A 19,473-nucleotide genomic window follows, 5' to 3' on the forward strand; every position below is an offset into this window, starting at 1 on the left:
GGGGAGTTGGCCACGGAGGAATCCTACGCGTCGAGGCCCGGTCGGCCTCCGGAAGGCGCGGCCGCACCGCAGAAACCGGTCACGATCCGGTCTCGGCGGGTCCCGCCGGTGTGCGAGTGGCCGACGTCGGCCGATCGTCGGGCCGGAAGCTGGCGTTGGCGACGTGCGCTCCGGCGCCCGGGTGGTTGGGCAGGTACTTCGCGGTGCCGAGCGCGGTTCCCGACTCGCCGTCGACGGCGACGAGGACGCACACAGTCAGCCTCGGTCGCCCGGGGATCCCGCCCTTCATGGGGGGCGAGGGTAGCCGGACCCGCGCCTTCGTCACTCGGAGGGGGCATCCTGCAGGGCACGGACCTCCACCCGGCTCGACAGGGCCTTGGACGCCTTCGCGGCCCACCCGACGGCGACGTCCTGGTCGCTCGCCTCGATCACCCAGAAGCCGCCCAGGTACTCCGGGGCCTCGACGAAGGGGCCGTTCTCCCGCACCAGCGTGTCGCCGGTGTTGTCGACCGTGACAGCGGTCGCCGGAGGGTGCAGGCCGCCCGCGAAGAGGAACGCGCCGGACTTCATGAGCTCGTCGATGAACGCGCCCGCCGCGGCCATCGCAGCCTGTGCGTCCGCGGGGTCCATCGTCTCCAGGGTGGGTGACTCGTCCGTGTCGTGCGGCAGGGACAACAGGTACTGCGTCATGAGGTCTCCTCGTGTCGAGCGCCGGTCCGGCTGCGGGTGCAAGCCGATGACACCTCCACGACCCGTCGCGGCACGAGAACTCATCGGGTCCTTTGCGGCGAGCCCTGCAGGCCTGATCAGGTCCGGGCGAGCTCGACGGCCTCGCCGAGGTGGCGCGCCGGCAGGATCGTCATGCCCTCGACGGGGCGCGGGAACGAGCCGCGCGGCACGACGGCGCGCGTGAACCCGAGGCGGGCCGCCTCGGCGAGGCGGCGGTCGAGACCGGTGACGGGGCGGATGTCGCCCGCGAGGCCGACCTCCCCGAACGCGACGGTCCCGGCGGGGAGGGCCTCGTCCTCGCGCGCCGACAGGACGGCGAGGGCGACGGACAGGTCGGCGGCCGGTTCGGTCACCTTCGCCCCGCCGACGGTCGACGCGTACACGTCCTGGTCGACGAGCCGCACACCGGCGTGCCGGTGCATGACGGCGAGGATCATGGCGAGCCGACTCGTGTCGACGCCGCTCGTGGTGCGGCGCGGGTTGTTGAGCGAGCTCGGCACGACGAGCGACTGGATCTCGAGCGCGAGCGGTCGCCGCCCTTCGAGGGTGACGGTGACGCACGTGCCCGGAACCCCTGCCCCGGTGTGCGAGAGGAACAGCCCGCTGGGGTCGGCGAGCCCGACGATGCCGTTCTCGGTCAGGTCGAAGCACCCGACCTCGTCCGTCGGGCCGTAGCGGTTCTTCACCGCGCGCACGAGGCGCAGGCGCGAGTGCCGGTCGCCCTCGAACTGGCACACGACGTCGACGAGGTGCTCGAGCGTGCGGGGACCGGCGACGGAGCCGTCCTTGGTGACGTGCCCGACGAGGATCACGGGCAGGTCGCGCGCCTTGGCCGCGGCGATGAGCGACGCGGCGACCTCTCGGACCTGGCTCACGCCGCCCGGTGCCCCTTCGACCTGGGCGGACGCGATCGTCTGGACCGAGTCGACGACGAGGAGGTCGGGGTCGGTCGCCTCGATGTGGCCGAGGACGGTCGCGAGGTCGGTCTCGGCCGCGAGCAGCAGCCCGGGCGCGAGCGCGCCGACGCGCTCGGCGCGCAGCCGCACCTGCCCGGCCGACTCCTCGCCGGTGACGTACAGGACGCGGCGCGGGACGGGCGTCGGGCGCTCGGAGGCCGCTGGGGCGCGCTCGCCCGGTGCCCGCACGGTCGGCAGGTCGGAGCCGCCCGCCGCGACGTTGCTCGCGACGGCGAGCAGGAGCGTCGACTTGCCGACGCCGGGCTCGCCCGCGAGCAGCACGACGGCGCCCGGCACGATCCCGCCGCCGAGCACCCGGTCGAACTCCGAGACACCCGTCGGGGTCGCGCGCGCGGCCTCGACGTCGATCTCGCCGATCGGGCGCGCGGGCGACCGCGTGGGGGAGACCGCCGTGGTGCGGGGGCCGGACGCCGCAGGGGAGTCCTCGGTCACCGTGCCCCACTCCTGGCACTCGCCGCACCGTCCCACCCACTTGGCGGTGGTCCAGCCGCACTCGCTGCAGCGGTACGCCGGGCGGGAGCGTTTGGCTCCGCTGCCGGAACGGGCGGTGGTGGTCGACGACGTCACGTGGCCAACGTAGTCGGGTGCACCGACAGGCCCGACACGAGGTGCGGCGCGGCGGCGCCTCCCCGCCGGAGCGGCCCGCAGGGTCGATCCTGGGTCCGTGCGCCGGCTCCCGAAAGACAGCCCCTGGTGGACCGTGATCCTCACCGCCGCCTCGATGGTCGCGTGCCTCGGCATCTACTACACCGTGCCCTTGCCGCGCGACAGCCAGCCCGCCGCGCTCCAGTTCGTGCTCCTCGGGGTGGCGCTCGCGCTGCTGTGCTTGGTGCTCGCCCACCAGGTGCGCCGTCAGCTGCGCGCCGGCGAGGTGCCGAGCGTGCGGGTCCAGTCCGTCGTCGGGCTGCTCCTGCCCCTGGTGACGCTCTTCGCGATCGTCTACTTCGTCCTCGCGGACCAGTTCGTCGGGATCGAGAACCGGACGGACGCGCTGTACTTCTCGGTCGTCACGCTCGGGACGGTGGGCTACGGCGACGTCCACCCCGTCGGCGAGGCCGCGAGGGCGGTGACCATGGTGCAGATCGTGCTCGACCTCGTCGTCGTGGGCGTGCTCGTGTCGGTCACGACTGCCCGGGCCCGGGCACGGGTCGGCCGCCCGAAGCCCGACCGGGGCGCCGAGGGCAGTTAGCCCGACGTCCGCACGCTGGATGGCGACCAGATCGAGGCCATCGCGATCGCGACCACGATCAGCACGACGAGGACGAACGCGAGCACAGCGAGCAGGAGCAGCGCGAGTCGGTGTCCGAAATCGTTCTCCTGCCAGAACCATTGAGGACACGCCAGCGCCAGATCGGTGTCGTCAATCGTTCGGCAGTCCTTCTGGATATCGTTCTGCGCGCTCGTGCCTCTCGGTGGCGTTGATGTGGAGTTGAGCACCTTCTGGCGGTCTCCTGTGATCGGCTACGGGGCGCGCCTCCCGCCGCGCGGTGCCTCGGTCGGAGGCACCACCGACGGCAACGCCGTGGGTGTGTCCCGATCCACCATCCACCGTCCTGCCCGCCGTCAAGGACGCCTGCACATGCGTTCAGCGACGCTCGTCGTGCTGGCGCCATGCTCGGTGAGACAGCCGTCGGGCTTGCTCGATCTGTTCTGGTGTCAGGACTCGCGGTCGGCCGAGCTGGACGCCTCGGGGTCGGGCGTCGTTCAGCCCGATGATGGTGTCTTCAGTGAGGAGGGTGCGCTCGAGGTCGTCAGCGACTCCCACGGCGTGGAAGAAGATCCGCCCGTCGGGTGCGGGTGTCGATGGCGTCGGTCAGGCTGATCAGGTCCGCGCCTTGCTCATGGATCGTGGTGACGGTCCGCGCGAGGTTGTGCAGGCTGCGGGCGAGGCGGTCCAGGCGGCGCACGACCAGGACGTCGCCGTGGCGGGAGCAGCAGGTCGCCCAAGAGCGGCTGCAGGGTTCGCGGGCCAGAGGCACGTTCTTCCCAGATTCGTTCGGCTCCGTCGGCGTGGAGTGCGTGGAGCTGCGCGGTCAGGGCGGGGTTGCGGGCTCTTGCCTCGCCCTGAGCCTCCACCGACCCCGGGGCGAGACACCGGCGCTATGAGACAGCGGCTGTCGGGGCAGCGTCCGCGACCAGCGTGCGCTTCGGGCCGGGGCCGATGAGGCCGACGATCAGCGAAGCCGAGGCCAGGGCGGCGGTCGACCAGAGGAGCGTCACAATTCCTGCCTTCTCCATGATCAGGCCACCCACGAAGGCGCCGAGGGCGATGGACGCGGTGAACACTCCGACGTAGATGCCGGTCACGTGCTCGACCCGGTCCGGTGCGGCGGCAGCCATCCAGAGCTGCACACCCACTGAGATGCCTCCGTAGGCCACACCCCACAGGGCGACCGCGATCCCGGCGGCGAGTGCGCTGGTGCCGAAGGCTGCGAGGATCGTCAACGCCACCGCGATCCCGGCGGCCAGCAGCAGAACTGTCAGCCGGGGCCGGCGTCCGGCAGCGGCACCGGCAGCAAAGTTGCCGATCAGCCCGAACGCGCCGTACAGCAGGAGGAGCAGGGCGATGGTGTTCGCCGACATCCGCGGCAGCTCCTCGAGCACAGGGCGGACGTAGGTGTAGGCGGCGAAATGCGCCGTGACCAGAAGTACCACTACGACCAGTCCGGAGACGACCACCGGCCGTGCCAAGGAACGACGAGCGCCGGCGTCGGCCTCAGCACCCGCCGGGTCCGGGCGGCGCAGGGCGGGCAACGCGAACCAGAGCGCGACCGCGACGACCAGCGCCAGCGCGGCGAGCGCGGCGAACGCGGCCCGCCAGCCGAAGGTGTTCCCGACGAACGTTCCGAGCGGCACGCCGAGCACCGAGGCGGCGGCCACGCCGCTCACGGCGAAGGACACTGCAAGGGCGACGTCGCGGGGCCTGACCAACCGGGCCGCGACCGCCGAGGCCATGCCCCAGACCGTGCCCATCCCGATGCCGAGCACGACCCGCGACACCGCGAGCATCTCGAATCCAGCGGCGATCGTGGTGAGGCCGTTGCCGATCGCGAGAACGACCATCGCTGCAGCGAGTACGGCGCGTCGATCCAGGTTTCCCAACAGTCGTGGAACCACCGGGGCGGTGACGGCGGAGACCAAGCCCGTGATCGTCAGGCTCGCTCCGGTCGCGCCCGAGGAGATGCCGAGACCGGCGGCCATCGGGGTGAGCACGCCCACCGGGAGCATCTCGGAGGTGACCACCAGGAACGTCGCCACGGTCACGGCGCCTACGGCGAGCCACTGGGGCAAGGAGGTCCGCTCGTCGCGGGCCGCATCGAGCGGGGGTGCAGAAGAACTCATGCCCTTCACTCCACCGTCTCCCCGGGGCGGGAACAACGACGATCTCCTCATCGATCGATCAGCCAGGCTCATCGATCGACTGGTAGGTTCCCGGGATGAGCACCGAGTTCCGGACCATGCATCAGGTGCACGTGCAGCAGATCGAGTGCCTCGTCACCCTGGCCGAGGAACTGCACTTCGGCCGCACCGCTGAGCGTCTCGGGCTGTCCCAGTCTCGGGTGAGTCAGCTCATCGCAACCCTGGAAGCCCGCGTAGGCGCGCGGTTGGTCGCCCGTACGAGCAGGCGGGTCGCCCTGACCCGGGCAGGAGCTCAGTTCGTCAAGGAGGTTCGCCCGGCCTACCTCGGGTTGCTGCGCACGTTCGATCGTGCCCGGGAGCGGGCGATGCGCGGTGCGCTGGAGGAGCTCCGGATCGGATTCACCGGCATGGTCTACGAAGAGATCATCGCCACCTTCCGCGCCCTGCGTGATCAGCACGGGGTGTTCGTGCACACCCACGACCTCCCCCTCGGATCACCATTCACCGCGGTCCTCGACGGTGAGCTCGACGCCGTCATCGCGGAACTTCCCGTCCACGAGCCGGAACTGACGATCGGCTTCCGGTTCCCGGCCCAGGATCAATTCGTCGTGGTCAGCACCGATCATCCGCTCGCGGGCCGGAACATCATCGACGTGGAAGACCTCGCCGACCTCGACCTCCTCCATCGGGTCGGCGACGCACCGGAATACTGGAAAGCAGCTCGCACCCCGTCGGTGACACCTGCCGGCGTTCCCATCCTGTCCACCGCAGGGATCACCACCATCCAGCAAGGCATCACCCTGGCCGCATCTGGGCACCACGCCCTGCTGGCCTGCCGTCCACTGCTCGAGCACCACGGGCGCACCGACCTACGCCATCTGCCAGTCCGCGGACTGGAAGCCACCAGTCAGCTCGGCCTCGTCTGGCGCACCGACCACACGACCCCGGCGCTCGTCATCCTTGCCGAACTCCTCGAACGAGCCCGATCCGCACACGCGTCGAACACACCCGACGGCTCCCTGCCGAACCTGGAGCAACCCTGACGGGCGTCGTGGACCAGAGGGGTGTCTCCGGTCCATCATCCACCGGTACGTCATGCCGTCGCTCGCGGCAGGTGGACCAGAGCGCCAGGCAGCGATCGCGGATGGCGGCCACCGAACGCTCAACCCCACAGCGTTGGCGGCGACGGAACTGTGCACTGAATCGCCGTTGAGCGGTTTCGATGCGGTCTGCCGACGGGTCTGCTGACCGCTCGTAGTACTCGTTCTCTGCACGGTCGCGCCCGCCGTCCGCTTCGACCAGGCGACCCTAGGAGACCTCGCTGGGTTCGCCTTTCGGGAGCGCCGCAACCGACGGCCCCTTGGCTGACTCGCTACCCACGTGCTCAGGGTGGGGCAGTGAGCATCCGGGCGGATGCAGTGGGGAGTGCCCGCGCGACTGCTCGACGCGCGCCACGTGGGAGACACGCCGTAGCTGTACTGACCCGCCGCGTCGCAAGGTGCCGCGCGTGTCGCGCGGTCACCGGGTGAACCGGTCGGCCGGTGCACGACACCCCGCACGGCGGCGCCTCGTCGGGACTGTGCGGGACCTACGCTGTCCCCGTGACCGGCGGTCCGGAGGTGCGGTCTCGAGCAAGCGGAGGTACGGCGATGAGTCAGCCGACGGGCAGCGGCCCCGGCCGCAGCACGGTGCCGGGGCGGGGCGTCGGCACGCAGGGCGGGTCCCCGGGCGGGCCTCCGCGCGGCACCTCGCGTGAAGAGGCGCCGCGACGCCCGTCCGACGCCGTCGGCGCGAGCGACCGCCGGCACACGCGGCCCACGTCCGCCGCGGTCTACCGACGACGCCGGCTCGTCGCCCTCGTCGGGCTGCTCGTCGTCGTCGCGCTCCTCCTGGCGTTCCTCGCGTGGGTCTGGCCGGGGTTCGCCCGGTCCGGGGCCGCGGCGGGCGAGGACCCGGCGCCGACGGTCACCGTCACGGCCGACGCTCCGAGCCCGACCCTCGAGCCCGTCGCGCGCACCGGCACGACGACGTTCGCGCAGGCGCTCCCGGACACCGTCCTCGACCTCGTGCTGCGCAGCGAGACGGTGACCGACGCGTGGTCCGCCGCGGGCGCCCTCGAGGCGCACCAGCTCGTCTACGCCGACGGCGAGGGCAACGGAGCGACGACGGTCACCGTCGTCGCGGGCCAGTGGGCGACGCCGGCGGAGGCCGAGGTCGCCGCGACCGACCTCGTCGGCGCCGCGGCCGAGCCCACCGGCTCGGGCGACGTCGAGGTCGGCGGTGAGACGGCCGGCCAGTACGCCGTCAGCCCGGGCGCCGACGGGCAGGCGACGGTGACGTGGCGCAACGGCACGGCCGTCCTGCAGGCCACCGGCCCCGCCGAGGTCGTCGAGGACGTGTACGCGGCCTATCCCCTCTGACCCCCCTTGGACGCGGGTCGGGGTCGTCGGGGTCGGACCCTCCCGGGTCGATCGGTCCCGCACGTCACCCGACCGGCGTCCGCGTGCGCAAGAATGCCCTCACCGAACCACCGGGAGCTGATCGTCCATGTCCGACCTGCCCACTCCGTCGATCGTGCCCAGGCTCGCCGTCCTCGGCACGGGCGTCATGGGGGAGACCGTCCTCGCCGGCGCGCTCGCGTCCGGGTGGGAGCCCGGCGACGTCGTCGCCACGGTCCGCCGGCCCGAGCGGGGCGAGGAGCTCGCGGCCCGGCACGGCGTGGGTGTGACGCAGGACAACGTCGAGGCCGTGCGCGGCGCGGGCGTCGTCGTCGTGGCCGTGAAGCCCAAGGACGTCGCGGGTCTTCTCGCCGACGTGCGCGACGCGGTGGGCGCAGGGACGGTCGTCGTGAGCGTCGTCGTCGGACTGCCGACCGTGTTCTACGAAGAGCGGCTGCCTGCGGGGACGGCCGTCGTGCGAGTCATGCCGAACACGCCGTCCGTCGTGGGCGCCGGGGTGAGCGCGGTGAGCGGGGGGAGCGTCGCGAGCGACGACGACGTCGCGCTCGTCGAGCGGCTGCTCGCGGCGACCGGTCTCGTGGTGCGCGTCGCCGAGAAGGACCAGGACGCCGTCGGCGCGCTGTCCGGCTCCGGGCCCGCGTACGTGTTCTACGTGATCGACGCGCTCGCCGAGGCGGGCGTCCTGCTCGGCCTCACGCGCGCGACCGCGCTCGAGCTGGCGACCGCGACCGTGCACGGCGCCGCGGCCATGCTGCGCGAGACCGGTGAGCACCCGGCGATCGCGCGCGAGAAGGTCTCCTCGCCCGGCGGCACGACCGTCGCCGCGCTGCGCCGCCTCGACGTGGGCGGCGTCCGCGCCGCGTTCCTCGACGCGCTCGAGGCCGCGCGCGACCGGTCCGTCGAGCTCGCGGCGGCCCTCGCGGCGCCCCCGGCCGACGGCGCCGGGAAGGACGCGCGATGAGCGACGGGGTCGGGCCGTCGCCCCGCACGCGCCCGCCCGCGATGGCCGACGTCGCGCGGCTCGCGGGCGTCTCGCACCAGACGGTCTCGCGCGTGCTCAACGACCACCCGAGCGTGCGGCCCGAGACGCGCGACCGCGTCCTCGACGCCATCGCGACGCTCGGCTACCGCCGCAACAGCGCCGCGCGCGCGCTCGTGACGATGCGTTCGGGGACCATCGGCGTGGTGACGACCGGGTCGGCGCTGTACGGGCCGACGTCGACGCTCATCGCGGTCGAGGAGGCCGCGCGCGAGCAGGGGTACTTCGTGAGCGTCGCGACGATCCGGCGCTACGACGCCGACACCATGCACCGCGTGCTCGAGCACTTCATGGACCAGAGCGTCGAGGGCATCGTCGTCATCGCCCCGCAGACGGACGTCGCGGCGGCCGTGGACTCGTTCCGGGCACCGGTACCGGTCATCATGATCGCGGCGCGCGACCACCCGGGCGAGGACCCGACCGGGGACGCGGGGGCCGCCGCCGGTACCGAGGGCGGAGCCGTCGCCGTCCGCCCGGGCACGGCGGGAAGCGTCCTGCCGATCGCGGTCGACCAGCGCCTGGGCGCGCGGCTCGCGACCGAGCACCTCCTCGGCCTGGGGCACGCGACGGTCGTGCATCTGAGCGGCCCGCTCGACTGGTTCGACGCGCGCGAGCGCGAGACGGGCTGGCGTCAGGCCCTCGAGGACCACGGCGCGTCGGTCGTCGAGCCGATCCGCGGGGACTGGTCGTCGGACCGCGGGTATGCCGTCGGGCGCGAGCTCGCGGCCGACCTGGGGGTGGGCAAGGGCCCCACCGCCGTCTTCGCGGGCAACGACCAGCTCGCGCTCGGCCTGCTGCGGGCCTTCTGGGAGTCGGGCGTGCGCGTGCCGCGGGACGTGTCCGTCGTGGGGTTCGACGACGTCGCGGGCGCCGGGCACTTCATCCCGCCCCTCACGACCGTGCGCCAGCCGTTCGGGTCGCTCGGGCGGCGCTGCATGGCGCTCATGATCGACGCGTTCGCGGGCGCGCAGGTGCGGCCCGTCTCCATCCCGCCCGAGCTTGTCCTGCGCGAGAGCACGACGACCCCGCGCTGATCCGTCAGCGGTCCGCGCGACGGGCGACCGGATTGACGAAGGTGGTTGGCCGGACGTCGTGTGAGCGCTAACATTCACGGTACGGGCCAGTGCGGCCCGGTTGGACCGAGGAACGACCGAGGCGCGACGCCGCGACGAGGAGAAGCAGCAATGGTGCAGCAGGACGACGTCGGCAGCCTCCGGGCGGCCGTCGTGGCGGGGGAGACCGCGCTCGGGATCGAGCTCGGCTCGACGCGGATCAAGGCGTGCCTCGTCGGGCCCGACGGGACGCCGCTCGCGAGCGGCAGCCACGCGTGGGAGAACCGGCTCGACGACGGCGTGTGGACGTACTCGCTCGACGCCGTCGAGGCGGGGTTGCGGGACTGCTACGCCCGCCTCGCCGCGGACGTCGAGGCGCGGTACGGGGTGCGGCCCACGACGTTCGGCGCGCTCGGGGTCTCCGCGATGATGCACGGGTACCTCGCGTTCGACCATGACGGCGAGCTGCTCGTCCCGTTCCGGACGTGGCGCAACACCTCGACGGGTCCGGCGGCGGCCGAGCTCAGCGAGCTGCTCGGGCACAACATCCCGCTGCGCTGGTCCGTCGCGCACTGGTACCAGGCGATCCTCGACGACGAGCCGCACGTGGGCGACGTCGCGGCGCTCACGACCCTCGCGGGCTACGTCCACCGTCGGCTCACCGGGCGGCACGTGCTCGGCGTGGGCGACGCGTCGGGCATGTTCCCCGTCGACCCGGCGACGCGCGGCTACGACCGGGGCCTGCTCGACCTGTTCGACGAGCGCGTCGCGACGCGTCGTGCGGGGCCGAAGCTCACCGAGCTCCTGCCCGAGGTGCTGGTCGCAGGCCAGGAGGCCGGGCGGCTCACGGCCGACGGCGCGTCGTGGCTCGACCCGACGGGGACGCTCGAGCCGGGCGTGCTGCTGTGCCCGCCCGAGGGCGACGCTGGCACGGGCATGGTCGCGACGAACGCCGTCGCGCCCCGCACGGGCAACGTCAGCGCGGGGACGAGCATCTTCGCGATGGTCGTCCTCGAGCGCCCGCTCGCGAGCGTGCACCACGAGCTCGACCTCGTGACGACGCCCGCGGGCGACCTCGTCGCGATGGTCCACTGCAACAACGGCGCGAGCGAGCTCGACGCGTGGGCGGGGCTCCTCGGTGAACTTGCGGCCGCGACCGGCGGCGACGCGTCCCCCGACGGCGTGTTCGGCGCGCTGTTCCGCGCGGCGCTCGACGGCGACGCGGACGGCGGCGGGCTCCTCGCCTACAACTACCTGGCCGGCGAGCCCATCACCGGGCTCGACGAGGGTCGGCCGCTGTTCGTCCGCACCCCGGGCAGCCGCCTGACGCTCGCGAACTTCGCGCGGACGCAGGTCTACGGCGCGTTCGGGACCCTCGCGCTCGGCATGCGGGTCCTCGCGGGCGAGGGCGTCGGGATCGACGGGATGTTCGCGCACGGCGGGATGTTCCGCACGGCGGGCGTCGCGCAGCGGCTCCTCGCCGCGGCGATCGGTGCCCCCGTGAGCGTGGGGCACACCGCGGGCGAGGGGGGCGCGTGGGGCATCGCGGTCCTCGCGGACTTCACCCGGGCGCGGACCACGGCGACACGCTCCACGGCGACGGACGCCGCCCCCGTGGACCCCGACCTCGGCGCGTACCTGCGCGAGCACGTCTTCGCGACCGCGGAGATCGAGACCGTGGGCCCCGACGTCGCCGACGTCGCCGGCTTCGCCACCTACCTGGAGCGGTACGCCGTTGGCCTCGACGTCGAGCGCGCCGCCGTGGCGGCGTTGCCGGCCCATCACGACGGAGAGGTCCCCGCATGAGCACGCCCACCCCGCCCACCTCGTCGGCGCAGGCCACGCCGTCGGCTACTGCGCCGGCCGCCGTGCCGACCGCCGTCGTCGCCGCGGTGCCCGAGCACCTTCGTGCCGCCGTCGAGGCGGCGAAGGAGCGCGTCGCCGCGCTGCACGCCGAGCTGCCGCGCTGGGAGCTCGTCGTGTGGACGGCGGGCAACGTGTCCGAGCGCGTGCGCGGCGACGCCCCGGACGGGAGCGCCGACCTGCTCGTCATCAAGCCGTCGGGCGTGGCCTACGACGACATCACGCCGGAGGCGATGGTCGTGTGCGACCTCGACGGGGCGCTCCTCGAGGGCGACCGGTCGCCGTCGTCCGACACGGCGGCGCACGCGTACGTGTACCGGCACATGCCCGAGGTGGGCGGCGTCGTGCACACGCACTCGACCTACGCGACGGCGTGGGCCGCGCGCGCGGAGCCCGTGCCGTGCGTGCTCACGATGATGGCCGACGAGTTCGGCGGCGACATCCCCGTCGGCCCGTTCGCGTTCATCGGCGACGACTCGATCGGCCGCGGGATCGTCGAGACGCTGCACGGTTCGCGCAGCCCGGCGGTCCTCATGCGCAACCACGGCCCCTTCACCATCGGCACGGACGCGCGCGCCGCGGTCAAGGCCGCCGTCATGTGCGAGGAGGTCGCACGGACCGTGCACATCAGTCGCCAGCTCGGCGAGCCGACGCGCATCGCGCAGTCCGACGTCGACTCCCTGTACGCGCGCTACCAGGACGTCTACGGGCAGCCGGCGGCGCAGCCGTCACCGGGCACCGGCACCGGGCACTGACACGGACGCCGACACCAGCGCCGCGAGGCGCACCCCGCACGACCAGCAGCACGGCGGTCCCGCACCGACGCGAAGACCGCTCCCACCCGACACGAGAGATGTGGACGAACGATGAGCAAGCCCTACGCGGACCGCGAGATCTGGTTCCTCACCGGCAGCCAGGACCTGTACGGCGACCAGACGCTGCGGCAGGTCGCCGAGCAGTCGCAGGAGGTCGCGCGCGCCCTCGACGCGTCGTCCGACGTGCCGGCGAACGTCGTCTGGAAGCCGGTGCTCAAGGACGCCGTCTCGATCCGCCGCGCGATGCTCGACGCGAACGCGGACGACCGCGTGCTCGGCGTCGTCACGTGGATGCACACGTTCAGCCCCGCGAAGATCTGGATCAGCGGGCTCGACCAGCTCCGCAAGCCGCTGCTGCACCTGCACACGCAGGCGAACGTCGAGCTGCCGTGGGACTCGATCGACTTCGACTTCATGAACCTCAACCAGGCCGCGCACGGCGACCGGGAGTACGCCTACATCGCGACGCGCCTGGGTGTCGCGCGCACGACCGTCGTCGGGCACGTGTCGAACCCGGCGGTCACCGCACGCGTGGGCGCCTGGGTGCGCGGCGCCGCGGGGTGGGCCGCGACGCACGAGCTGCGCCTGGTCCGGTTCGGCGACAACATGCGCAACGTCGCGGTGACCGAGGGCGACAAGACCGAGGCCGAGCTGCAGTTCGGTGTGAGCGTGAACACGTGGGGCGTCAACGACCTCGTGCGCGCCGTGGACGAGGTGTCGGAGGCCGACGTCGACGCGCTCGTCGCGGAGTACGAGGCCCTCTACGACGTCGTCCCCGAGCTGCGCAAGGACGGCGAGCGCCACGAGTCGCTGCGCTACGCGGCGCGCCAGGAGATCGCGCTCGAGACGTTCCTCGAGTCGGTCGGCGCCAAGGCGTTCACGACGAACTTCGAGGACCTCGGCGACCTGCGCCAGCTCCCCGGCATCGCCGTGCAGCGACTCATGTCCAAGGGCTACGGGTTCGGCGCCGAGGGCGACTGGAAGACGGCCGTGCTCGTCCGCGCGGCGAAGGTCATGGGCGAGGGACTGCCCGGCGGCGCGTCGCTCATGGAGGACTACACCTACGACCTCACGCCCGGCAGCGAGAAGATCCTCGGCGCCCACATGCTCGAGATCTGCCCGTCGCTGACCACGTCGAAGCCGCGCGTCGAGATCCACCCGCTCGGCATCGGCGGCAAGGAGGACCCGGTCCGCATGGTGTTCGACGCCGACCCGGGCGTCGGCGTCGTCGTCTCCCTGGCCGACATGCGCGACCGCTTCCGGCTCACGGCCAACGTCGTGGACGTCGTCGCGCCGACGGCTCCGCTGCCGCACCTGCCCGTCGCGCGCGCGGTCTGGGAGCCGCGGCCCGACTTCGCGACGTCCGCCGAGGCGTGGCTCACCGCGGGCGGCGCGCACCACACGGTCATATCGACGGCCGCCGGCATCGACGCGTTCGAGATCTTCGCGGACATCGCGGGGACCGAGCTGCTCGTCATCGACGAGAGCACGACGCGCCGCGGGTTCCGCGACCAGGTCCGCTGGAACCAGGTCTACTACCGCCTCGCCCAGGGTCTGTGACCGTCGACCACGCACGACCGGTCGACGCGCCGCGCGCCCGTGCCCCGCGCACCCGCGTCCCGCGCCCAGGGGCCGGCTCGCGCACGGGCGCGCCCAGGCCCGCGAGTGAGGCGGTCGGCCAGGCCCGCGAGTGAGCCGGTCTGCCAGGCCCGCGAGGGAGGCGGTCGGCCAGGCCCGCGAGGGAGGCGGTCGGCCCTGCCGGCCCGCCGGGCAAGGCCGTCGGCCGGTCGTGTGCCTGACGGTGCGAGCGCCTCAGGGTCCGTGATCCAACCGTGACCGAGCGGGCTTCCGTTCCTTGCGTGTGAGCGCTAACATCTACGTCTAGCAGGGTGTTAGCGCTCACAACCGCGAGTGGACGGACACGGGTGATGCCCGCTCGAATGCCGCGGAGCTGCCGGTCGCCGAATGGTTACCGAACGGTGATGCGGTAGGCGGCCCTAGGGCTTGCGGACAAGGGGCTGACAGGGCTAGACATTGACACATCTGAACACGTACGAACAAGAGTCAACAGTCCGACGATGGGCTGGCACCACAGCACGGACCCTCGGCACGGCGCCGAGACCGTATCTCAAGGAGGAGAGCATGTTCAGCACGACGAAGGCGCGCACGCGTCTGACGGGAGTCCTCGCGGGCGCGGCGGTCCTCGCGCTCGCGGCGTGCAGCAGCGGTGGCGAGACGGACGGCGGCGGTGACGCGGGCGGCGACGGCGGGGGCGGCGACCTCATCACGGTCGGCTTCTCGCAGGTCGGCGCGGAGTCGGGCTGGCGCGCGGCGAACACCAAGTCCATCCAGGACACGCTCACCGAGGAGAACGGCTTCGACCTCAAGTTCTCCGACGCGCAGCAGAAGCAGGAGAACCAGATCCAGGCGATCCGCTCCTACATCGCTCAGGGCGTCGACGTCATCGCGTTCTCCCCGGTCGTCGAGTCCGGCTGGGACGCGGTGCTCGAGGAGGCCAAGGCGGCCGAGATCCCCGTGATCCTCACCGACCGCGCGGTCGACTCCGAGGACGAGACCCTGTATGAGTCGTTCATCGGGTCCGACTTCATCCTCGAGGGCGAGATGGCCGGCGAGTGGGTGAACGAGAACGTCGCGACCGAGCCGATCAACGTCGTCGAGCTCCAGGGCACGACGGGCGCGGCCCCGGCGATCGACCGCAAGACGGGCTTCGAGGACGCGACGGCGGACAACCCCAACGTGACGATCATCGACTCGCAGACGGGCAACTTCACGCGCGCCGAGGGCAAGACCGTCATGGAGGGCTTCCTCCAGGCGCACGACGACATCGACCTCGTCTACGCGCACAACGACGACATGGGCCTCGGTGCGATCGAGGCGATCGAGGCGGCCGGCCTGGTGCCGGGCGAGGACGTCAAGATCGTCACGATCGACGCGGTCAAGGACGGCATGCAGGCGCTCGCCGACGGCAAGATCAACTTCATCGTCGAGTGCAACCCGCTGCTCGGCCCGGACCTCGCGGAGATCATCGAGAAGGTCGTCGCCGGCGAGGAGGTCGAGAAGCGGATCGTCGTCGAGGACAAGTCCTTCACGCAGGAGCAGGCCGTCGAGGCCCTGCCGACCCGCGAGTACTGAGTCGCCACCGGGTCGGCGCGCGCCGGCCCGCACCGCGAACCGGCGGGGCCGGGTCGTCCTCGGACGACCTGGCCCCGACGCCACGGACGGGCCACGCGCCGGGTGAGCATGCCTCCCCGGTGCGCGGCTGACGCACCACTGCCGGAGATCCGGCATCCTGAGGCGATCGGGGCACCGCGGCCCCGTCGTCACCGCTGCACGGAAGGTCTCTCATGACTACCGCCGTACCCGACGGTCGACCCGTCGTCGAGATGACCGGGATCTCCATCGAGTTCCCTGGCGTCAAGGCGCTCGACGGAGTCGACCTCACCCTCCGGCCCGGAGAGGTCCACGCCCTCATGGGCGAGAACGGCGCCGGGAAGTCGACGCTCATCAAGGCGCTCACAGGCGTCTACTCGATCGACTCCGGCCGCATCGTCGTCGACGGTGCCGAGCACACGTTCTCGGGCCCCGCCGAGGCCCAGGCCGCCGGCGTCTCGCCGGTGTACCAGGAGGTCAACCTCTGCGAGAACCTCTCGGTCGCCGAGAACATCATGCTGGGCAACGAGCCGCGCAGGCTCGGCGCGATCGACTGGCGCGCGACGCGCCGTCGGGCGGGCCAGATGCTCGCGCGCCTCAACCTCGACATCGACCCCGCGTCCTCGCTCGGCGCGCACTCGCTCGCGGTGCAGCAGCTCGTCGCGATCTGCCGGGCGCTCGTCGTCGACTGCAAGGTCCTCATCCTCGACGAGCCGACGTCGAGCCTCGACGCCGACGAGGTCGGCCAGCTCTTCGCCGTCGTGCGCCGCCTGCGGGACGAGGGTGTCGCCATCCTCTTCGTCTCCCACTTCCTGGAGCAGGTCTACGAGATCTCCGACCGGATGACCGTCCTGCGCAACGGGAAGCTCGTCGGCGAGTACGTGACCGCCGAGCTCCCGCGCCTGGAGCTCGTGTCCAAGATGATCGGTACGTCGCTCGAGGTCCTCTCCGAGCTCGAGGAGGCACCCAAGCGCTCCGTCGCGGACCGCGCGGACGCCACGCCGTTCGTCCAGGCCCTCGGGCTCGGTCGCAAGGGCTCCGTCCGGCCGTTCGACCTCGACGTGTACCCGGGCGAGGTCGTCGGGCTCGCGGGTCTGCTCGGCTCCGGGCGCACCGAGCTCGCCCGTCTGCTCGCCGGCGCCGACCACGCGGACTCCGGCCAGACCGTCGTCGAGGGAACGCCGACCCGCCTGCGCACGCCCCGCGCGGCGATGGCGCGCAAGATCGCCTTCTCGTCCGAGCACCGGAAGGCCGAGGGCATCGTCGGCGACCTGACGATCCGCGAGAACATCATCCTCGGCATCCAGGCCGAGCGCGGCTGGCTGCGCCGCGTGCCCGCGCGCCAGGCCGACGAGCTCGTCGCGAAGTACATGGAGGCGCTGTCCATCCGGCCCGCCAACCCCGACGCGCTCGTCAAGAACCTGTCCGGCGGCAACCAGCAGAAGGTCCTGCTGGCGCGCTGGCTCGCGACGGCGCCAAGGCTCCTCATCCTCGACGAGCCGACGCGCGGCATCGACGTCGGCGCGAAGGCCGAGATCCAGAAGCTCGTCGCCCAGCTCGCGAGCGAGGGCATGTCGGTCGTGTTCATCTCGGCCGAGCTCGAGGAGGTGCTGCGGCTCAGCCACCGCATCGCCGTCCTGCGCGACCGCAGGAAGGTCGCGGAGATCACCAACGACGACGACGTCACGGTCGAGGACGTCGTCGAGCTCATCGCGAGCGGAGGGTCCGACTCATGACCGCCACGACGACTTCCTGGCGCAACCTCACCCAGCACCGGTTGTTCTGGCCGCTGGTCGCCCTGGTCGTGCTGCTGGCCGCCAACACCATCAACCGCCCGAGCTTCCTGTCGGTCAGCGTCCGGGACGGTCACCTGGAGGGATCGCTCGTCCTCCTGCTGAAGAACGGCGCGCCGCTCCTGCTCGTCGCCCTCGGCATGACGCTCGTCATCGCCACGCGCGGCATCGACCTCTCCGTCGGTGCGGTCGTCGCGATCTCGGGAGCCGTCGCCCTGAGCTTCATCGCCTCGTCGCCCGACCCGGGCAGCGTCACGACGGCGCTCGTCGCCATCGGGCTGGCGCTCGTCCTGTCGTTCGTGCTGGGGCTGTGGAACGGATTCCTCGTCTCGGTCGTCGGCATCCAGCCGATCATCGCGACGCTCGTGCTCATGATGGCGGGCCGCGGGATCGCGATGCTCATCACCGGCGGACAGATCACGACGGTGACGAGCGCGCCGTTCAAGACCCTCGGCTCGGGCTTCTGGCTCGGCCTGCCGGTCGCGGTGATCGTCGCGGGCCTCGTCTTCGCCGCCGTGGCCGTGCTCACCCGGCGGACCGCGCTCGGGATGCTCATCGAGTCCGTCGGCATCAACCCGGCCGCGAGCCGGCTCGCGGGCGTGCGGTCGCGCAGCATCATCTGGACGGTCTACGCGGTCTGCGCGCTCTTCGCGGGCCTCGCCGGGCTGATGATCTCGTCCGGCACCATGGCGGCCGACGCGAACAACGCGGGCCTGTTCATCGAGCTCGACGCGATCCTCGCCGTCGTCATCGGCGGCACGTCCCTCGCGGGGGGAAAGTTCTCCCTGTCCGGGACGCTCGTGGGCGTCCTCATCATCCAGACGCTCACCTTCACCGTCACGCTGCTCGGCATCTCGCCGTCCGTGACCCCCCTGTTCAAGGCCGTCGTGGTCATCGCGGTCTGCCTCGCGCAGTCGCCGGTGGTCCGCGACAAGCTTGCGGCACGACGACGTCGTGCCGCCCCGACGGCGGCTGCGGCCGCGGAGGTGGGTGCCTGATGTCCGCCGTGCAGACCCCTGCCCCGACGTCGTCGCCCGGTTCCCGGGGCAGTTCCCGGGACAAGGAGCCCCAGGCTCCCGGGGGCCGCCGCTCCAGGACCGGGCGGCTCACGGGCCGGTTCCGGCTCGACCGGCGCTACCTGCCCGTCCTCGGGACGCTCGTCGTGCTCGTGCTCATGCTCGTCGTGGGCGGCAGCCGCTACGAGAACTTCCTCTCGCCGGCGGTGATCTCGAACCTGTTCATCAACAACTCGTTCCTCATCGTGCTCGCCGTCGGCATGACGTTCGTGATCCTCACGGGTGGCATCGACCTGTCGGTCGGCGCGGTCGTCGCGCTCTCGGGCATCACGACGGCGTCGCTGCTGCAGAGCGGGTGGCCGCTCGCCGTCGTCCTCGCGATCTCGGTGCTCATCGGCACCGTGCTCGGCCTCGTCGTCGGCCTCATGGTGCACGTGTTCGAGATCCAACCGTTCATCGCGACGCTCGCCGCGATGTTCCTCGCGCGCGGGCTCTGCTACGTGATCAGCCTCCAGTCCATCCCGATCACGGACGAGTCGTTCGTCGCGCTCGCGAGCTGGAGCACGGAGATCGGTGACGGCTGGCGCATCACGACGGCCGTCCTCATCGCGCTGGTCGTGGTGGCGATCGCGTTCTACGTCCTGCACTACACGCAGTTCGGTCGCACGGTCTACGCGATCGGCGGCGGCGAGCAGTCGGCGATGCTCATGGGCCTGCCCGTCGCGCGGACCAAGGTGCTCGTCTACGTCGTGAGCGGAACCTGTGCGGGCATCGGCGGGCTGCTGTTCGCGATGTTCTCCCGGTCCGGCTACTCGCTGACCGGCGTCGGGATGGAGCTGGACGCCATCGCGGCCGTCGTCATCGGCGGCACGCTCCTCACGGGCGGCACGGGCTTCGTGCTCGGGTCCGTGCTGGGCGTGCTCGTGCTCGGCCTCATCCAGACGATCATCACCTTCGAGGGCACGCTGAGCTCGTGGTGGACGAAGATCGTCATCGGTGCGCTGCTCCTGGTCTTCGTGATCCTGCAGCGCGTCCTGGTCGTCAGGCGGCGGTGAGCCGCGTCACCTGCCCGGACAGGCCGCCGAACCCCGGGTCGTGGGCGTGGAGATCACCGATCGCCAGGTGCCCGTGGGGCCGCGACCGAGGCCGACGGCGCGCTCGAGCTGGAGGCGACCATCCCGCTCGCGACGCTGGGCGGT

Annotated in this window: 17 protein-coding genes and 1 pseudogene; 12 read left to right on the top strand and 6 right to left on the bottom strand. The window is 72.2% G+C overall.

All coding sequences use genetic code 11. From position 1 onward, the window contains the following. Window positions 1–79: 79 nt before the first annotated feature. From AC4H2H_RS15610 to AC4H2H_RS15620, 3 genes are all read right to left on the bottom strand, one after another. Window positions 80–289: a hypothetical protein gene (locus AC4H2H_RS15610; protein ID WP_494371737.1), complete on the bottom strand. Its 210-nt coding sequence runs from the start codon at window positions 287–289 to the stop codon at window positions 80–82. A 32-nt stretch (window positions 290–321) separates the two neighbouring features. After that, entirely contained in the window at window positions 322–690 is a 369-nt protein-coding gene (locus AC4H2H_RS15615; RefSeq protein ID WP_494371738.1) for a YciI family protein, read from the bottom strand. A gap of 116 nt (window positions 691–806) precedes the next feature. Further along, window positions 807–2,273, bottom strand: coding sequence for a DNA repair protein RadA (locus AC4H2H_RS15620; RefSeq protein WP_494371739.1), 1,467 nt, complete (start codon window positions 2,271–2,273; stop codon window positions 807–809). Window positions 2,274–2,370: 97 nt separating this feature from the next. Between AC4H2H_RS15620 and AC4H2H_RS15625 the strand changes: the two genes are divergently transcribed. Then, window positions 2,371–2,895, top strand: coding sequence for a potassium channel family protein (locus AC4H2H_RS15625; protein ID WP_494371740.1), 525 nt, complete (start codon window positions 2,371–2,373; stop codon window positions 2,893–2,895). Here AC4H2H_RS15625 and AC4H2H_RS15630 read toward each other — a convergent pair. The 3 genes and pseudogenes from AC4H2H_RS15630 to AC4H2H_RS15640 all read right to left on the bottom strand — a co-directional run bounded on the left by AC4H2H_RS15630 (window position 2,892) and on the right by AC4H2H_RS15640 (window position 5,048). Then, window positions 2,892–3,143: a hypothetical protein gene (locus tag AC4H2H_RS15630; RefSeq protein WP_494371741.1), complete on the bottom strand. Its 252-nt coding sequence runs from the start codon at window positions 3,141–3,143 to the stop codon at window positions 2,892–2,894. The genes AC4H2H_RS15625 and AC4H2H_RS15630 overlap by 4 nt on opposite strands. Window positions 3,144–3,457: 314 nt before the next feature. Next, window positions 3,458–3,694 (bottom strand): annotated as a pseudogene (locus tag AC4H2H_RS15635) (recombinase family protein); the annotation flags it as partial. Between the two features lie 112 nt (window positions 3,695–3,806). Beyond that, the gene (locus AC4H2H_RS15640; protein WP_494371742.1) at window positions 3,807–5,048 is read right to left on the bottom strand and encodes an MFS transporter; all 1,242 of its coding nucleotides are present in this window, start codon (window positions 5,046–5,048) and stop codon (window positions 3,807–3,809) included. A 95-nt stretch (window positions 5,049–5,143) separates the two neighbouring features. On the opposite strand from AC4H2H_RS15640, the gene AC4H2H_RS15645 reads away from it, so the two are divergent. The 11 genes from AC4H2H_RS15645 to yjfF all read left to right on the top strand — a co-directional run bounded on the left by AC4H2H_RS15645 (window position 5,144) and on the right by yjfF (window position 19,329). After that, complete coding sequence (locus tag AC4H2H_RS15645; protein WP_494371743.1) at window positions 5,144–6,109, top strand: LysR family transcriptional regulator; 966 nt, start codon at window positions 5,144–5,146, stop codon at window positions 6,107–6,109. Window positions 6,110–6,715: 606 nt separating this feature from the next. Then, the gene (locus tag AC4H2H_RS15650; protein ID WP_494371744.1) at window positions 6,716–7,486 is read left to right on the top strand and encodes a hypothetical protein; all 771 of its coding nucleotides are present in this window, start codon (window positions 6,716–6,718) and stop codon (window positions 7,484–7,486) included. A 127-nt stretch (window positions 7,487–7,613) separates the two neighbouring features. Further along, window positions 7,614–8,486 (top strand): pyrroline-5-carboxylate reductase, encoded by an 873-nt coding sequence (proC, locus tag AC4H2H_RS15655; RefSeq protein WP_494371745.1) that lies wholly within the window; start codon window positions 7,614–7,616, stop codon window positions 8,484–8,486. Beyond that, on the top strand, window positions 8,483–9,598 hold the full coding sequence (locus AC4H2H_RS15660; RefSeq protein WP_494371746.1) for a LacI family DNA-binding transcriptional regulator: 1,116 nt from the start codon (window positions 8,483–8,485) through the stop codon (window positions 9,596–9,598). The genes proC and AC4H2H_RS15660 overlap by 4 nt, the downstream gene beginning before the upstream one ends. A gap of 150 nt (window positions 9,599–9,748) precedes the next feature. After that, window positions 9,749–11,422 (top strand): xylulokinase, encoded by a 1,674-nt coding sequence (locus AC4H2H_RS15665; RefSeq protein WP_494371747.1) that lies wholly within the window; start codon window positions 9,749–9,751, stop codon window positions 11,420–11,422. Beyond that, on the top strand, window positions 11,419–12,234 hold the full coding sequence (locus AC4H2H_RS15670; protein WP_494371748.1) for an L-ribulose-5-phosphate 4-epimerase: 816 nt from the start codon (window positions 11,419–11,421) through the stop codon (window positions 12,232–12,234). The genes AC4H2H_RS15665 and AC4H2H_RS15670 overlap by 4 nt, the downstream gene beginning before the upstream one ends. A 111-nt stretch (window positions 12,235–12,345) precedes the next feature. Then, window positions 12,346–13,854, top strand: coding sequence for an L-arabinose isomerase (araA, locus tag AC4H2H_RS15675; protein ID WP_494371749.1), 1,509 nt, complete (start codon window positions 12,346–12,348; stop codon window positions 13,852–13,854). Window positions 13,855–14,436: 582 nt separating this feature from the next. After that, entirely contained in the window at window positions 14,437–15,447 is a 1,011-nt protein-coding gene (locus tag AC4H2H_RS15680) for an ABC transporter substrate-binding protein (RefSeq protein WP_494371750.1), read from the top strand. Between the two features lie 212 nt (window positions 15,448–15,659). Beyond that, window positions 15,660–17,201, top strand: a complete 1,542-nt coding sequence (locus tag AC4H2H_RS15685) for a sugar ABC transporter ATP-binding protein (RefSeq protein ID WP_494371751.1) — start codon at window positions 15,660–15,662, stop codon at window positions 17,199–17,201. After that, the gene (locus AC4H2H_RS15690; RefSeq protein WP_494371752.1) at window positions 17,198–18,256 is read left to right on the top strand and encodes an ABC transporter permease; all 1,059 of its coding nucleotides are present in this window, start codon (window positions 17,198–17,200) and stop codon (window positions 18,254–18,256) included. Before AC4H2H_RS15685 ends, AC4H2H_RS15690 begins: the two co-directional genes overlap by 4 nt. After that, entirely contained in the window at window positions 18,256–19,329 is a 1,074-nt protein-coding gene (gene yjfF, locus AC4H2H_RS15695) for a galactofuranose ABC transporter, permease protein YjfF (protein WP_494371753.1), read from the top strand. The genes AC4H2H_RS15690 and yjfF overlap by 1 nt, the downstream gene beginning before the upstream one ends. The last annotated feature ends 144 nt before the right edge of the window (window positions 19,330–19,473 follow it).

This window comes from Cellulosimicrobium sp. BMG9.22 (assembly GCF_059159975.1).

What these genes read in the sequence shown, in the direction of transcription:
- AC4H2H_RS15690 (WP_494371752.1), top strand. Translation starts at nt 17,198, where the DNA reads ATGACCGCCACGACGACTTCCTGGCGCAACCTCACCCAGCACCGGTTG.
- AC4H2H_RS15615 (WP_494371738.1), bottom strand. Translation starts at nt 690, where the DNA reads ATGACGCAGTACCTGTTGTCCCTGCCGCACGACACGGACGAGTCACCC.
- AC4H2H_RS15645 (WP_494371743.1), top strand. Translation starts at nt 5,144, where the DNA reads ATGAGCACCGAGTTCCGGACCATGCATCAGGTGCACGTGCAGCAGATC.
- araA (WP_494371749.1), top strand. Translation starts at nt 12,346, where the DNA reads ATGAGCAAGCCCTACGCGGACCGCGAGATCTGGTTCCTCACCGGCAGC.
- AC4H2H_RS15660 (WP_494371746.1), top strand. Translation starts at nt 8,483, where the DNA reads ATGAGCGACGGGGTCGGGCCGTCGCCCCGCACGCGCCCGCCCGCGATG.
- AC4H2H_RS15665 (WP_494371747.1), top strand. Translation starts at nt 9,749, where the DNA reads ATGGTGCAGCAGGACGACGTCGGCAGCCTCCGGGCGGCCGTCGTGGCG.
- AC4H2H_RS15610 (WP_494371737.1), bottom strand. Translation starts at nt 289, where the DNA reads ATGAAGGGCGGGATCCCCGGGCGACCGAGGCTGACTGTGTGCGTCCTC.
- yjfF (WP_494371753.1), top strand. Translation starts at nt 18,256, where the DNA reads ATGTCCGCCGTGCAGACCCCTGCCCCGACGTCGTCGCCCGGTTCCCGG.
- AC4H2H_RS15650 (WP_494371744.1), top strand. Translation starts at nt 6,716, where the DNA reads ATGAGTCAGCCGACGGGCAGCGGCCCCGGCCGCAGCACGGTGCCGGGG.
- AC4H2H_RS15640 (WP_494371742.1), bottom strand. Translation starts at nt 5,048, where the DNA reads ATGAGTTCTTCTGCACCCCCGCTCGATGCGGCCCGCGACGAGCGGACC.
- proC (WP_494371745.1), top strand. Translation starts at nt 7,614, where the DNA reads ATGTCCGACCTGCCCACTCCGTCGATCGTGCCCAGGCTCGCCGTCCTC.
- AC4H2H_RS15680 (WP_494371750.1), top strand. Translation starts at nt 14,437, where the DNA reads ATGTTCAGCACGACGAAGGCGCGCACGCGTCTGACGGGAGTCCTCGCG.
- AC4H2H_RS15685 (WP_494371751.1), top strand. Translation starts at nt 15,660, where the DNA reads ATGACTACCGCCGTACCCGACGGTCGACCCGTCGTCGAGATGACCGGG.
- AC4H2H_RS15670 (WP_494371748.1), top strand. Translation starts at nt 11,419, where the DNA reads ATGAGCACGCCCACCCCGCCCACCTCGTCGGCGCAGGCCACGCCGTCG.